Below are 14,740 nucleotides of genomic sequence, written 5' to 3' on the forward strand. Positions count from 1 at the left end.
GCCGCCACCTGTCGCTTTTTTCATTTAACGATATTCTGCTCTTTTCTTATAATTGTTAACGATGTCATGGCGCCAACAAATATAATTGTGATAAACGAGTACAGGAATTTTTCAATACCGACAATTTTTAAACCGCTCAAAATGACCACTCCATCAATTACAAATATCAAAGCGCCGATATTGATAGGGAGGAGCTTTGTCATCAGCTGTGCAAGCAGGTCTGTCCCCCCTGTGCTGGTTTCATAACGGAGCATAAGGCCTATCCCAAAACCGACCAGGCAGCCCCCTAAAATCGAGCTTGGCAATATGGAAAGCTCAAAATGACCTCGCATAGCAGAAAGCAAATCAATAATGAAGGATGATATCAGGAGGCCGTGCAGGCTATAGAAAAAATATTTTTTCTCATAAAACCAGGCAAGTACATATAATGGAATGCTTAAGATAATCATACTCAATCCAGTGGGAAGCTCGTAATAATAATGGAGGATCAGCCCAATGCCAATAATGCCCCCATCAAGCAAATGGTGGGGGACAAGGAAGCAGTTAATGCCTATGCCTAATAATAAACTTCCTATTAAAGTTGCAAACAGCTTTTCATACATAAGCTATCCCCCTAACTTGTCCATTCTATACTTATAGAATATGAATGGTCAGGTATTAAATAGAAGCGTTAAAAAACAAAAACAAAAAAGCTTGTCCGATTTGGACAAGCTTTTGTTATAAGGCGAGCCTCAGCTTTTCTTTTTAGTGAGGCAGGAAAGCTAGCTGATAAAAGAATAACACTGCAAATAAATAAACCAGCGGATGAACTTCTCTCCATTTGCCTTTTACCACTTTCATAAGCGGATAAGCGATAAATCCAAGCGCAATTCCTGTAGCAATGCTGGATGTCAGCGGCATGCTTAAGATAATCAGGAATGCAGGGAATGCTTCATCAAGTTCATTCCACTTAATATGTGAAATGCTGCCCATCATCAGGCTTCCAACGATGATCAGGGCTGGTGCAGTAATGGCAGCAAGACCTGAAACCGCACTGACAAGCGGTCCGAAGAAAGCTGAAAGCAGGAATAAACCTGCAACGGTCAAGGTTGTTAATCCTGTTCTTCCGCCGGCTGACACACCTGTGGAAGATTCAATATAAGCTGAAGTCGGGCTTGTACCAAACATGGCACCGATTGAAGTAGCGATGGAATCTGACAAAAGCGCCTCGCGAGCTCTAGGCATCGTTTTGCCTTTCATTAATCCAGCCTGCTGGGCAACCCCGATCATCGTTCCAGTCGTATCAAAAATCGTTACAAGCAGGAAGGAGAAAACTACTGCGTATAAACTATGCTGGATAACATCTCCAATTGCTTCGAATGGATTTAAAATGATGATTCCATCCGGAAGCGAAGGCAGTGAAACAAATCCTTGGTCAAAAGAGAGCTGACCGGTAAAGAAGGCAATCAGGGCTGTGAGAATCATTCCGAAAAATAAAGCCCCATTAATCCCGAGTGTCATGAGAATTAAAGTCACAGCAAGGCCGACCAGAGCAAGAATGGATTGTGGAGAATGCAAATCCCCGAGTGCAACAAGATTTGTCGGGTGGCTTGTAATCAGCCCGGTTAACCGCAAGCCGATAAATGCAATAAATAAGCCGATTCCGGCAGTAATGCCGTGCTTTAAATTATCTGGTATCGCAATGATCAGTTTTTCCCGGAAAGGGGTAAGCGACAATATAATGAAGATAATACCTGCAATAAATACTGCTGAGAATGCAGTCATGTAATCAATATTTCCATGTGTGCCGACAACGGAGTAGGCAAAATAGGCGTTCAGGCCCATTCCTGGCGCGATGGCAATCGGATAATTGGCGAAAAGCGCCATCCAAAGAGTACCTGCAACGGTTGCGATAATGGTTGCGGAAAAGACTTGCTCAAAAGGTACACCTGCATCAGATAATATGACAGGGTTAACGACCACAATATAAACCATAGTTAAGAAAGTGGTGATGCCTGCCAGAACCTCGGTCTTTACGTTTGTTTGATTTTCTTTTAATTTGAACATATAAAGTCCCCCATAAACTAAAACTTCTTTTAGGTGTTATGTGTAATTAAATACGAACGTTTAAAAAGCACAAATAATATAATATTCGTTTTTGATATAGATTTCAAGACCTTAATGGTATTATTCTATATATTGGCGGTTTCATCCTTATATATAGAAAAAAGCATTGATTACGAAACTAGCTTTCCGTGAAACGGCCATTAAATCAAAATGTGTTGATAATCAATGGAGTATGCCTATAAACTAATGTCAAATGAAAACGAAATGGGGTTGGCTTATGTTTGAGAATCTAAAAACAATGAACTTGAGTCAGCAGGCCGAATATTTAACGAAGGCCCTTGTGCAGTTGAAGAGTTATAACCATTCAGATGGAGAAAGGCAAAAGGCTGACTTTTTAGAGGAGATTATCCGTTCTTACCCATCTTTTAAAGACAATGAAAATTTAGTTTGGTCCCAGGAAATACCTGGTGATAAATTGGGACGCAAGAATGTTTTTGCCTTCCTCAAGGGACGTACCAGGGCCCAAAAGACCATAATTTATCTGGCTCACTTGGACACGGTCGGCATAGAAGATTTTGGACCAATTCAGAGCCTGGCACATGACCCGGACGAACTGCATGATTTTTTTGTACAGTATGACTCGGATTCAGAAGTACAGGAAGATGCCCGATCTAATAAGTGGCTTTTTGGCAGAGGGGCATTGGATATGCAGAGCGGAATTGCTGTTCACCTTGCCAATCTGCTGTATTTCTCTGAAAATCGCGATGAACTGGAAGGAAATTTGCTTGTCATGTTCAATGCTGATGAGGAGGGTGAGCATAAAGGAAGCAGAGCTGCACTTTCCGAATTGCAATTACTGAAAGAAAAAATGAACCTGGAATATATGGCTGCTATAAATAATGATTTTATCTCGCCATTGTATGATAGGGACACCACGAAGTATGTATACACCGGTACAGCAGGGAAGATCCTGCCGTGTTTCTCTATTTTTGGAAGGGAAGCCCATGCGGGTGAAAGTCTGGCGGGAATTGATCCTACATTAATTGCTGCGGAGCTGACTGCACGGATAAGCCAGAATTTTCAGCTGACTGAGAAGCTTGAGGGAGAGCTGGTGCTTCCTCCAAGCTGTTTATATATGAGGGATGATAAACAACGCTATGACGTTCAGACGGCAGTTGGCTCCCGGGTTTACTTCAATTACTTTTTCTATGAAAAGCCACTGAAGCAGCTTTCGAAAGAACTGAGGATGATTGCTGAAGATGCGTCCATTGCTGTGGAACACAGGCTGGAAGGTGCTTACAAAGATTTTCGGACTGTCAATAAGCTGCCGGAAAGACAGCTGGACTGGGGAACAGAAGTGATGGCTTTAGAGGACTTTCAGGCATATCTTGAAGAAAAGGGCATAGATACAGGGAGTGTTATGGAAGAAGCAAAGAAGCAAAGCTCACTAAAAGAAACTGATGCCAGAATGATTGCTTTTGATATTGTAGAAGCTCTCCATCAATCAGACCCTGAGAAAAAACCTAGAGTAATCTTATTTTATGGAACACCTTTTCTTCCCGCCAACACGGTTGATATAAGTACAGAAAGAGGAATCTTTTTAAAAAGTCGTCTGGAGGAAGTGCTTGCTGAAGAGACTAAGAAAACAGGTGAGATATTTAAGGTCCGTAAATATTTCCCATACTTATCTGATGGAAGCTTTTTATCCTTCGATGGCTCGGATGAGGATATACAATCCCTTAAAAAGAACTTTCCTGCTATAAAAAGCCTTTTTCCAATTCCATTAAAGGCAATGAGGGATTTAAATATTCCTGTCATTAACCTTGGAGTTTATGGGAAGGCTGGCCATAAGTGGACCGAGCGGGTCTATAAACCATATACTTTTGAAGTTTTACCTGAGATTATCCGAAAGCTTACAAGAAGAATACTTCAAAAGCCGGGAAGCTAAGTTTCCCGGCTTGCTTCAAAAAGTAACTTTAATATAGCCGATAGCGTCTAATGTAAGGAAAGAAATCAGGAGGCGGTGGCAGAATGATAAAGGCTGTAATTTTTGATTTTGATGGAACCATTGTAGACACAGAATCTTTATGGTATGAGGTCTTTAAACAAGTCTTGTTTGAAGATTATGAATTTGAGCTTCACCTTGAGGATTTTGCCAAGGGCATTGGCACCAAAGATGATATTCTATTTGATTATATTGATAGTAAATTAGGTATTCAAATGAATCGTGAATCTATACAGGAGAAAACAGAAAAAGCATTCCAGAGCCAAAGGGATATTTTAATTCTGAGGGAAGGGATTCAGGACCTAATAGAAAAGTGCACTGAAAAAGGCCTTAAGCTTGGAGTCGCATCCAGCTCCGGCAGGGTTTGGGTTAAGCATTATTTAGACCATTTTGGAATTGAGGGTCATTTTCAAACCATCAAAACAAAAGAAGATGTTGAAAAAGTAAAGCCTGACCCGGCTCTTTACATAAAAGCACTTGAAGAAATAGGCGTCGAGCCGGAGGAAAGTCTGGCCATTGAAGATTCCGTAAATGGATCACTTGCCGCTGTTCAGGCAGGAATGAACTGTGCGGCTGTTCCAAATGATGTTACGCATTTTCTTTCCTTCCATGAAAAGGTTTTGCGGTATAAGGCTTTTTCTGAAATACCTATTGATGAACTGGTAATGGGGAAAGGCAAGGGTTAAAAAAAGGAGCGGGCTCAGCCTGCTCCTTTTATTTTTATTAGAAAATGGCATTCAAGATTAAATAAACAATGCCAGCTAAAGTTGCCGAAATCGGCAAGGTGATTACCCATGTAATAAGCATTCTCTGCGCTGTTCCCCATTTTACTCCTTTAAGCCTGTGGGCAGACCCTACACCCAGGATAGAAGAGGAGATAACATGAGTAGTACTGACTGGCAAATGGATAAATGTTGCGCCAAAAATGATCATTGCACCTGTTAAGTCTGCTGCCACTCCATTTATCGGCCGGATTTTCATGATTTTTCCACCAACCGTTTTGATTATTTTCCAGCCTCCGATGGAAGTCCCAAGACCCATAGCTAATGCACAGGAAAACTGTACCCAAAATGGAATATCAGTTGAAGTGACATAGTTGTTTGCAATAAGTGCCATTGTAATAATACCCATAGCTTTTTGGGCGTCATTTGTTCCATGTGTATATGATTGCAGAGCGGCTGTGAAAATTTGAAACAGCCTGAAGTTCCGGTTTGTCTTTGTAAGGTTGTTGTGTTTAAAGACAATCTTGAAGATGCTGTAAACGATAAAACCGACTGCAAAGGCAATTAACGGCGAAAAGATAAGTGCTTGAAGAATTTTTAAAAATCCCTGGTAATTTAAAGCTGAAAATCCAGCTGCCGCAATCGCAGCACCGGCAATCGACCCTATGATCGCATGGGAGGAGCTGCTTGGGATGCCATAATACCACGTCAGCAGGTTCCAGAATATCGCAGCAGCTAAAGCGGCCAGAATGACAAGTGAACCATTCTGCAAAGTGAATGGGTCCACTATATCCTTTGTTATGGTTTTGGCCACCCCAGTAAATGTCATGGCACCAACAAAGTTCATGACGGCAGCCAATATGATGGCATGCCTTGGTTTAAGAGCCTTAGTGGAGACAGAGGTAGCTATTGCGTTTGCCGTATCATGAAATCCATTGATAAAATCAAATGCCAGAGCTCCAATGACAATTAAGATTGTAATAATAAATACTGCATCCATTGTTATCGCCCCTTAAGCATTTTTCATGATGATGGTTTCGAGCGTATTGGCGACATTCTGGCAGCTGTCAGCAATATCTTCCAGAGTTTCATAAATTTCTTTATACTGGATAATCCGGATTGGATCTTTTTCAGTAGCAAAAAGATGCTTGATTGACTGACGGCGGACTCCGTCACATTTGGATTCGTAATCTTTAATTTTGATTGCATGCTCTCTGATCTGCAGTAATTTCTTAGTTGAAAGAAGTTCCACGCACTTTTCAATTTCAATTGCACAATTCTTAATTGCATCCACGAACTTCAGCATAAACTCATCAGCCTGTGTCATGGAATACATTTCAAATAAATCAGCACATTCCTCAAAACCATCGAGCACATCATCCATGCTCATAGCGAGGTGGAGGATATCTTCTCTTTCAATCGGCGTAATAAAAGCGTTATTTAATTCCTTAATGACTTCATGAACATAGGAATCGCCTTTTGTTTCATAATCCTTCATTGTTTTTGAAAAGGTTTTTAAATCACTGACATTGTTAATTTTATAATCGGCAAAGTAAATTGCACTATCCTTTAAATTCACGGAAATGTTGCTTAACAATGTGTTAAACTTGTCCTTCTTCTTAAAAACCATTTTTTTACCCCCAATTATTTTAGGAAAAATTCAATCAAACGTCATTATTTTATACGAAATCGACAAAATATGATAGTTTTTTTTATTACAGTAATATTCCCCAGTTTAATGAGAATAAACGAAGAGCCTTTTCATATCATAAAGAAGACACCGCCAAATTAGGCGGTGTCTTCTTTATGGGGATACTCTATCCTTTAAGCCTTCCGATAAAATCATGAAGATTTTCCAGTGAATTTAAATTCTCATTGCATTTCTGGCTGTCCAGGCAAATGTAATTCCCTTTTTTTGTATAGGTGCCCAACTGAGTACCCTTGGTTTCAGTTAAGAACATGCCTGTTTCTTCGAATTTGTTGCAGATGGCACAGATCCCTTTTTTGCCCAGCGGTTTAAATGTTCCATATATGCCAGTAAGTTTCCCATCCAGCAGACTGATCATATACTTCCTGTTTGAGCCTTTGTCGTCCCACCCTAAGTAGCTTATTTCCCTGAAATCGATATTATCAAGTGCTGGTATCTTTAATTTTTTTGCTTTAGGGAACAGCTTTTTGATGGATTGCTCCGTCAATGATGCAAACGGTATTACATATTCCTTTATTTGTGCCAAGAAGGCATCAGCCTGATCTCTTTCTTTTATATCACTGACTTGAGAAAGAAGCTGTTTTTGTTCCTCGCTAAGTTCCTCAAAAAGGCCAAATACCTTCTCAGCAGAAAGAGATTTCAGTGCATTCAGCACTCCTGTATCATTGACAGATGCATGGCCATTAATTAGCACTTGCGTCTGATATTTAATAAAATTAAATTGATCATTCCTGATGAAAGGTTCCATTATACCCACTCCTATACCTTCAGCACCTTTATATATCACCTTCACTTTAAAAGAATTACATAAAAATGTAAATGTCTAAAACGATTAGGAAATGAACTTGGCATATGAAAAAGCACTGAACAAGGTTCAGTGCGAATAAGTCATTTTTTATAAACTATTTTTTTGACTGTTTCAACTGAAAGAAAATATTCCTCCGCCAATTGGCAGATTGTTTTGCCGTTTTTGAAGGCGCCTTTAATGGAATGGTTCCTTTCATCCAGGGACTTTCTCGCTCCAGAGCGTGAGCCCCATTTTTGGTAGTCCTTTTCAGGCTTGGGGATATAAATTGCTTCACCCTGAACGTATTTTTGAATTTCTGCTATCAAAGTCTCCGGTAAAACGGCCTTCGCTTTTACATAACTCATTTCTGCCAGCTCCTTATTGATTTTTGATAATAAAAAATGAATAAGGTGCAAAGCCGATATCAGAAATGGTTTTAGCTGAATGGGCGATAATAATTTAGTCTATTACCGCCTCATGCAAAGTATCGCCACCAATATCAGGCTTTGCATGAGACGCTGCATTATCAGGCATTGCAACTGCAATGGCCACCTTCATCACCTCCTAAAGAGTGTTTTTCTATATTATAAATTAACATGATTGCCAATGCATTTAATACCCTAATTCGACAAAATCAAATTTGTATTTATCATCCCTTGATTCTTGCAGATTTTTCTGATAATATGTTTTTCTGCCCACGCGTACGCTCATATGTATTTCTCCATTGCGGCTGAAAAAACAATTGAAAGGAGAAACATATGCCATCTGAATTTGAACACCCCGATTTTCAGCAGGAAACTCAGCGGCTGGAATTTACGAAACGTTATATTGATGTCGTAATAAGAACTTCAGAATCCAGCAAAGATAAGTTTCAGGAAAACATGAAAGAAGCTTTCGAAGACGTTGATTGGCTTGAATCCAGTTTAAGTTACTCTTCTTTATTGACAAATGCCCGTTTCTTTGAAATGTCCAAAGATGAATTAAAACAATTGAAAAAAGCCCGGAAAAAGCCATATTTCGCCAGAATTGATTTCTTAAGAGAAGATTTAAATGAAAAAGAGATTTTATACATAGGCAAAACTTCATTGTATTCAAGGGAGAATCAGGAGCAGATTATCGTTGACTGGCGTTCTCCGATAGCCAATTTATACTATGAAGGCAGGCTGGGTGAGGTTCAATACCATTCCTATGAAGAGAGCTTTACAGGCCATTTGTCATTGAAACGCCAGTATATGATTGAAGATGGTTTTCTGGATGAGATCCGGGATATAGACCTCACGACTACAGATGAATTGCTTCAGGAATCACTGTCTAAAAGCTCAAGCAACCGCCTCACAGAAATTATTTCAACCATACAGGAAGAACAAAATAAAATAATACGTGCTGATTTGAATAAGCCCATCATTGTTCAGGGGGCAGCGGGCAGCGGCAAAACAACAATTGCCCTGCACAGGATTAGTTATTTCATTTATCAGTACAAAGAAAACTTTGCCCCTGAACAGCTTATGATACTGGCACCGAGCAGGCTATTCATTGATTATATTTCAGAAGCTCTTCCAGAGCTTGGGGTAGAAAGAGTCCGCCAGACTACCTTCCAGGAATATGTACTGGCATGTCTTGGTGAGGATCTTAAAATGGCTGATGACAGTAAATTGGTGAACTTGCTTGAAGACCATGGCAGTGAAGAAGTAAACCTGGCAGCCTGGGCATCATCCATTAAAGGATCGCCTGTTTTTCAGATAATCCTTACCAATTACCTAAAAGAAATTTATAATAGCTTCTGCCCCAGTAATGATTTTATGGTAGATAAGTTCAGGCTGTTCAGCCATAAGAAATTCTTCCAGCTTTTTTTGGAAGATTACAATTATCTGCCTCTTTATCGAAGGCTCGAAAAATTAAAAGCTGTGCTCCAAAATGATCTTGCGAAGAAAAAGAAAAATATCATAAAGAAGATTGAAACGTATTATGACGAGAGAATCGAAAGGGCCATTAACAGGGGAAAAGACCCTGAAAAAAGAAGAACGTATGTTTCGGATGCGCTTGATAAAAAAGCAACCAGGCTGGAAGAATTAAAAAAAAGCTTCAGAACTGCTGTGCCAAAATACATGAAGCAATTTCCGAAAAAAAGCCTTATCCGTTATTATAAGGACCTTTTTGAAGATTCCATCCGTCTTTCAAGATTGTCAGGCGGGAAATTGCCTGTAAAAGATGCGGATTTACTATGTGAATACAGCAGGAAATTGTTCAGGAAAAAAGTTTATGAGAGAGAAGACTTAGCTTTAATGCTTTACTTGCAGGAAAGCCTTTTTGGCATCCCTAAAGAGCTGAAGGCAAAAAATATCGTCATTGATGAAGCACAGGATTACAGTTTTATGGAGCTCCTCTCTTTGAAAAAGTCAAATGATACGGATATGTTCACATTAGTGGGGGATCTTGCACAGGGAATTCATTCCTACAGGGGACTAACAAGCTGGCAGGAGGTTCTTGACTTTATTTTTCCGCGTGCAACATATACAGAGCTTCAAAAAAGCTATCGTACCACAGTGGAAATCATGAATAAGGCGAATGAATTGCTCAAGCTCCTTCCCTATTCATTCCCTGAAGTAGAGCCGGTTGTCCGCCATGGGAAAAGTCCTGAATTTATCAAGAGAGATAATGGCCACAGGCTTGTACAGCAGCTTGAGGAACAGGTAATTTCATTGAAAAAAGAAGATTATAAAACATTTGCGGTGATTGGGAAAACGATGAAAGACTGTCTGCTCATTCATGACCTTTTCGAAAAGTATGCCAATCTCCCTTTTAAACTGCTGCAGGAGCAGGAAAGCATACCAAAGGATGAAATCGTCATCGTCCCCTCCTACTTGGCAAAGGGCTTAGAATTTGATGCGGTTATGATTCTGTCACTTGAAGAAGAATTTTCCAGAAACTCGGAATTGGATATTAAGCTTCTTTATGTCGCCATGACACGGCCTCTGCACCGATTATATTTCTATGGAATGGAAAAAAACAATTTTATTATTAGTTAAAACTATTAGCAGCTGATTTTTCAGGCTGCTTTTTTTAAAAAAAATTCAACTGTTTCGGAGAACTTCAAAAAATATTTTTTGTCCATTGTTTAGGACATTTTTACACCGGGAAAATCAATCTTACATAAGAAAGGATGGCGAAAAATCCGTGAAATCATAATCCCGGCATATGCCGTTTAAATAGATGGGCGATTGCATCCATAGGGCAATCGCTTTTGTTTTGGGAGTGTAAATAGTAGGTATCCTTTTCATGCAAATGATAAAATGAATTAAAAAACATGAAGGAGATGATTTCGTCATATAAAGGATATCAGCAGCACTTTAACAACCTTACATAATGGAGTTGAAATGCCTCAATTGGGGCTGGGAGTATATAAAGTAGAAGAGGGCCAGCAGGTTGAAGACACCGTGAAAAATGCAATAAACATAGGCTACAGGCAAATTGATACTGCTGCCTTTTATGAAAATGAAGAGGGTGTTGGAAGGGCAATAAAAGAAAGCGGTGTTCCCAGGGAAGAGCTTTTCATAACGACAAAGGTGTGGAATACGGATCAGGGATATGAGCAAACATTAGATGCCTTTGATAAGAGTTTAAAGAAGCTGGGTTTAGAATACATCGATTTATATCTAATTCATTGGCCAGTTAAGGAGACCTGGAAACCTGGCGAGCGCTTGAAAAGCTTTATAGGGATGGAAAGGTAAGAGCCATTGGCGTGAGCAATTTTCAAATTCATCAATTAAAGGACATTATGGAAAACGCAGCTGAAAAGCCTGCAGTAAATCAGGTTGAGCTTCATCCTCTTCTATCTCAGGAAGAATTGAGGGCATTTTGTGATGAGCAAAATATAAAAGTGGAGGCCTGGTCTCCGATTGCAAGGGGCAGAGTGCTGGAGAACCCTGCCATAAAAGAAATTGCCGAAGGTCACGGCAAATCATCAGCACAAGTTATATTAAGATGGCATCTCCAAAACAGTATTATTGTAATCCCCAAATCAGTTAAAGAAGAAAGATTAAGGGAAAATGCAAATATTTTTGATTTTGAATTAACTGAAGAAGAAATGAGTCAAATGAATACATTAAATAAAGATCAGCGATTTGGGCCTGACCCTGACAGATTTGATTTTTAATAAAGCTATTCAAAAAGCATCCTTAGGGATGTTTTTTTGTTTTATTGGGGATTATAAAATTTTTCCAGAAGAATAGTTTTTTAATTTTTGGTTTTAGATAGAGAATCCTGGGTAATTTAATTATACAAGCAGATAAGATCACCAAAAGCTGCGCAGCTGCTGAATGAAATTCTTAATCTGAACAGAAACTAATTCAAATCAAAACGAGGAGTGATTTTCAATGTTAAGCTTTTTATGGGCATTAATTATAGGTGGTATCATTGGTTGGTTAGCAGGCATGGTTGTGGGAAGAGATATTCCAGGAGGAATTATTGGTAACATCATCGCTGGTTTCATTGGTGCATGGTTAGGTTCATTAATTCTTGGTGATTGGGGTCCTGTAGTAGCTGACTTTGCTATTATTCCTGCTTTAATTGGTGCTATCGTGCTTGTATTCATCGTAGGCTTCATCATGAAGGCTATGCGTAAATCTCATGACTAATAGAATCATTTCAAAGAAGTCCCATATGGGGCTTCTTTTTTTGCGCTGAAAGCCTCTGCTCTTTATTTTAGGGATATAAAAGCTGCCACTCTAAAGGGCAGCTCTGAATCGTTATTAAAAGCAATACGGATTAATTCCTTTAAATATCTCAGGATCATCTAAGAAAGGCGCATGACAGACTATGGTTTCCTCCAAGAACGGGTGTGGAATCTCAAGTTTTACGGCGTGCAGAGCCTGCCGTGGAAAATCAGGTTTCCCGCCATATAAAATATCCCCTGCAAGCGGATGTCCGATATGGCTGAGGTGAACACGGATCTGATGTGTTCTGCCTGTATCCAGACGGCATTTAATTAGTGAAAGCTTCTGCTTAGGAAAGTATTCAATTAGTTCATAGTTCGTGACAGCATGCTGGCCGCCGGGAGATACTCTTCTTCTGGATGGATGATGCCTGTCCCGCCCAATTGGCTCGCTGATGGTTCCTTTGATCTTTGCAATCCTTCCATGAACCAATGCTAAATATGTACGTTTAATTGTTCTTCTTTCCAGTTTTTTATCCAGGATCGCTCCTGCCAATGCATGCTTGGCAAACAAAATGGCACCGGTCGTATCTCGGTCCAGGCGATGTATATGTTTTATGCTTCTGTATTCGCCCTGCATCTGCATAATAAAGGCTGCAGCGTTTGCTAAGGTATTATTATGTTCTGGAGAATTAGGGTGTGTGTCCATGCCTGCAGGCTTATTCAAAACAAGTAAATGATCATCTTCAAAGAGTACTTCGATGTCATAATAAGTGGGTATAAGGCCCAAATCTTCCTCCCGGAAGAAATGGAATTTTAATTTATCCCCTGCCTGCAGCGGGTTTGTCCAATTGGCTGGTTCATCATTGGTTAAAACCTGCCTGTTCATCCTCATATTGTGTGTCTGTTTTTTTGGTGCTCCCCATAATGTCCGGACTATGTAATCGATGGAATATCCTTCCCAGTGAACAGGCACCTCTATTTCACACCATTCGCCAAACCTTTGTATTTTTACCATAAATTGCTCCTTATCCTGATTGAATAATCGTGACTTTTCTACATATAAATTAATTACAATAATATATTAGCCTTTATAATCAGCGGATAAAAGGAATAGATGTCTACATATTATTATTGTAATATTTAAAATCAACTTTTATTTTACTGAAAATGGAGTTAATATAGAACTTTAGAACTAATTATAAAGCATTATGCCTGTGGCATCTATTTCCTCGGGAGGAATAAATGTCAACAAATCCCTTCTCCATGGGTATAATTACCACCCTAAAGGGCTTTCTGAATATGATATTCTTATGTATATATTACGAACTGATTACAAGGATTACAAAGGTGGGTTATCAGTGAAAGTTGTATTTGCATCAACTCCTGATCAGGAACAAAAAATTCAAGAGTTAATTAGAAAATTCTATTCAAATGTGTTTCCTCTTTATTTCACAGATGATGACATAAGAGAATTTGAACAGCAGAAGATTTTACATACTTCTACACGGCACTTTGAATACTTCGGAACATTAAAGGAGGCTTATCAGGTTATAGCAGGACTGCAGACGCTAATGGCTATTCTGGAATCCCGTCAGATGAATGACAAATATGAGATGATTTTCGCCAAAAATGTTCAAATACTTCAAGAATTCGGTTTGTCATTCCCATTTGCCTACAGTCATTTTTGCGGAGAAAGGATGCCGCGGAATAATTTGTTCAGTGTCTACGCTAAAGCCGCAAATGAAATGCTCGTATAATAAAAAACGCCTGCAGCCGCAGGCGTTTTTTTGTTATTTCGAATTCTCATTAAACCATTGTTTAAAGACTTCTTTTTCCTGGTAACCAGTAATTCTGTTAACCTCTTTGCCGTCTTTGAATTGAACAATTGTTGGAGTCTCCTTAATTCCATAATTGTCCCAGCCGTCTTCAAATTCAAGCAGGTTGAATTGAACCAGGTCAATGCCCATTTCTTCTGTAAGCGGAGACACAATAGGAGTTGTCCTCTGGCAATGAGGGCATGTCGGACTATAAAAATACACAGTTACATCTTCATTTTCATTTAACCTTTTGTCCAATTCTTCAGGAAGAATCAGATTTTGATAATTTGGGTCATCAAGCTGTTTGACTGTTTCAGGATGAAGTGAATCCTTTTCATATGGGTTATTCCCAGAAACTTTTTCTTCATTTTGCATTTTAGTTAAGATTCCAACAGCTGCGAATAACGCAACGATAATGGCAAGAAAAATAATGACCTTCTTCATTATCCTGCTACCTCCTTGGTTTTCTTCCAGACAAGATAACTGCAAATAAAAATAATTGTAAAAGCTGTTAATGCTAAAAACGGAATCGTGATGAACCCAAGCCAATTAATATATTGGCCTGTACATGGAACTCTTCCGCATGCTGCTGCATGGTCTGCCATAAATGAAATTTTCTGAATGGAATAGTGGTATATGGAAATCCCTGCTCCAACTGCAGATAACACCATTGTATAAAGGCTGATGCGATAATCTTTCTTAATAACAGCCAATCCTAATATGACAGCAAATGGATACATGACAATCCTTTGATACCAGCAAAGCTCGCAAGGCTCGTATTGCCTGATTTCCGAAAAATAAAGGCTGCCGAACATGGCTAGAACCGATGCTGCCCAGGCAATAAACAGCAAATTCTCCCGACGGTCTGTTTGTGTTTTCTCCATAATAATCTCCTTATTAATATGTACTCTAAAATTATAAAGCTATTGGACATCCCTTGTAAATTAACATGTTCAAAGGACCATCAGAAATAGGGCATTTGTAATATTGAAATGATATTA

14 protein-coding genes and 1 pseudogene are annotated in these 14,740 nt (G+C 39.3%); 6 read left to right on the top strand and 9 right to left on the bottom strand.

Annotated features, from left to right (window positions below; all coding sequences use genetic code 11):
• Window positions 1-20 precede the first annotated feature (20 nt).
• On the bottom strand, window positions 21-602 hold the full coding sequence (locus tag ACR42H_RS06430) for a YitT family protein (RefSeq protein ID WP_113883530.1): 582 nt from the start codon (window positions 600-602) through the stop codon (window positions 21-23).
• Window positions 603-744: 142 nt separating this feature from the next.
• Window positions 745-2,046, bottom strand: a complete 1,302-nt coding sequence (locus ACR42H_RS06435; RefSeq protein WP_113883529.1) for an NCS2 family permease — start codon at window positions 2,044-2,046, stop codon at window positions 745-747.
• Between the two features lie 277 nt (window positions 2,047-2,323).
• Between ACR42H_RS06435 and ACR42H_RS06440 the strand changes: the two genes are divergently transcribed.
• The gene (locus ACR42H_RS06440; RefSeq protein ID WP_436375153.1) at window positions 2,324-3,994 is read left to right on the top strand and encodes a M20/M25/M40 family metallo-hydrolase; all 1,671 of its coding nucleotides are present in this window, start codon (window positions 2,324-2,326) and stop codon (window positions 3,992-3,994) included.
• Between the two features lie 83 nt (window positions 3,995-4,077).
• Window positions 4,078-4,737, top strand: a complete 660-nt coding sequence (locus ACR42H_RS06445) for an HAD family hydrolase (RefSeq protein ID WP_436375155.1) — start codon at window positions 4,078-4,080, stop codon at window positions 4,735-4,737.
• 37 nt (window positions 4,738-4,774) lie between these two features.
• On the opposite strand, the gene ACR42H_RS06450 is transcribed toward ACR42H_RS06445, so the two are convergent.
• The 4 genes from ACR42H_RS06450 to ACR42H_RS06465 form a co-directional block, all read right to left on the bottom strand.
• The gene (locus ACR42H_RS06450) at window positions 4,775-5,773 is read right to left on the bottom strand and encodes an anion permease (protein ID WP_436375157.1); all 999 of its coding nucleotides are present in this window, start codon (window positions 5,771-5,773) and stop codon (window positions 4,775-4,777) included.
• 12 nt (window positions 5,774-5,785) lie between these two features.
• On the bottom strand, window positions 5,786-6,403 hold the full coding sequence (locus ACR42H_RS06455) for a DUF47 domain-containing protein (protein ID WP_009331529.1): 618 nt from the start codon (window positions 6,401-6,403) through the stop codon (window positions 5,786-5,788).
• 187 nt (window positions 6,404-6,590) lie between these two features.
• On the bottom strand, window positions 6,591-7,229 hold the full coding sequence (locus tag ACR42H_RS06460; protein ID WP_436375159.1) for a FusB/FusC family EF-G-binding protein: 639 nt from the start codon (window positions 7,227-7,229) through the stop codon (window positions 6,591-6,593).
• Between the two features lie 140 nt (window positions 7,230-7,369).
• Entirely contained in the window at window positions 7,370-7,633 is a 264-nt protein-coding gene (locus tag ACR42H_RS06465) for a CD3324 family protein (protein WP_436375161.1), read from the bottom strand.
• A gap of 393 nt (window positions 7,634-8,026) precedes the next feature.
• Here ACR42H_RS06465 and helD point away from each other — a divergent pair, with 393 nt between their 5' ends.
• The 3 genes and pseudogenes from helD to ACR42H_RS06480 all read left to right on the top strand — a co-directional run bounded on the left by helD (window position 8,027) and on the right by ACR42H_RS06480 (window position 11,902).
• Complete coding sequence (gene helD / locus ACR42H_RS06470; protein WP_436375163.1) at window positions 8,027-10,294, top strand: RNA polymerase recycling motor HelD; 2,268 nt, start codon at window positions 8,027-8,029, stop codon at window positions 10,292-10,294.
• A gap of 348 nt (window positions 10,295-10,642) precedes the next feature.
• Window positions 10,643-11,421: pseudogene (locus ACR42H_RS06475) on the top strand (aldo/keto reductase).
• Between the two features lie 220 nt (window positions 11,422-11,641).
• Window positions 11,642-11,902 (top strand): GlsB/YeaQ/YmgE family stress response membrane protein, encoded by a 261-nt coding sequence (locus ACR42H_RS06480; RefSeq protein WP_113883521.1) that lies wholly within the window; start codon window positions 11,642-11,644, stop codon window positions 11,900-11,902.
• 114 nt (window positions 11,903-12,016) lie between these two features.
• Here the strand turns inward: ACR42H_RS06480 and ACR42H_RS06485 are convergent, their stop codons facing one another.
• On the bottom strand, window positions 12,017-12,937 hold the full coding sequence (locus ACR42H_RS06485; RefSeq protein WP_436375165.1) for an RluA family pseudouridine synthase: 921 nt from the start codon (window positions 12,935-12,937) through the stop codon (window positions 12,017-12,019).
• 343 nt (window positions 12,938-13,280) lie between these two features.
• Between ACR42H_RS06485 and ACR42H_RS06490 the strand changes: the two genes are divergently transcribed.
• Entirely contained in the window at window positions 13,281-13,679 is a 399-nt protein-coding gene (locus ACR42H_RS06490; protein ID WP_009331516.1) for a YhcU family protein, read from the top strand.
• Window positions 13,680-13,712: 33 nt separating this feature from the next.
• On the opposite strand, the gene ACR42H_RS06495 is transcribed toward ACR42H_RS06490, so the two are convergent.
• Window positions 13,713-14,183 (bottom strand): thioredoxin family protein, encoded by a 471-nt coding sequence (locus ACR42H_RS06495; protein ID WP_113883519.1) that lies wholly within the window; start codon window positions 14,181-14,183, stop codon window positions 13,713-13,715.
• Window positions 14,183-14,623 (bottom strand): disulfide oxidoreductase, encoded by a 441-nt coding sequence (locus tag ACR42H_RS06500; RefSeq protein WP_436375168.1) that lies wholly within the window; start codon window positions 14,621-14,623, stop codon window positions 14,183-14,185. The genes ACR42H_RS06495 and ACR42H_RS06500 overlap by 1 nt, the downstream gene beginning before the upstream one ends.
• Window positions 14,624-14,740 lie beyond the last annotated feature (117 nt).

The sequence above is a fragment of the Cytobacillus sp. BC1816 genome, assembly GCF_051353635.1.
GTDB lineage: Bacteria > Bacillota > Bacilli > Bacillales > Cytobacillaceae > Cytobacillus > Cytobacillus oceanisediminis_C.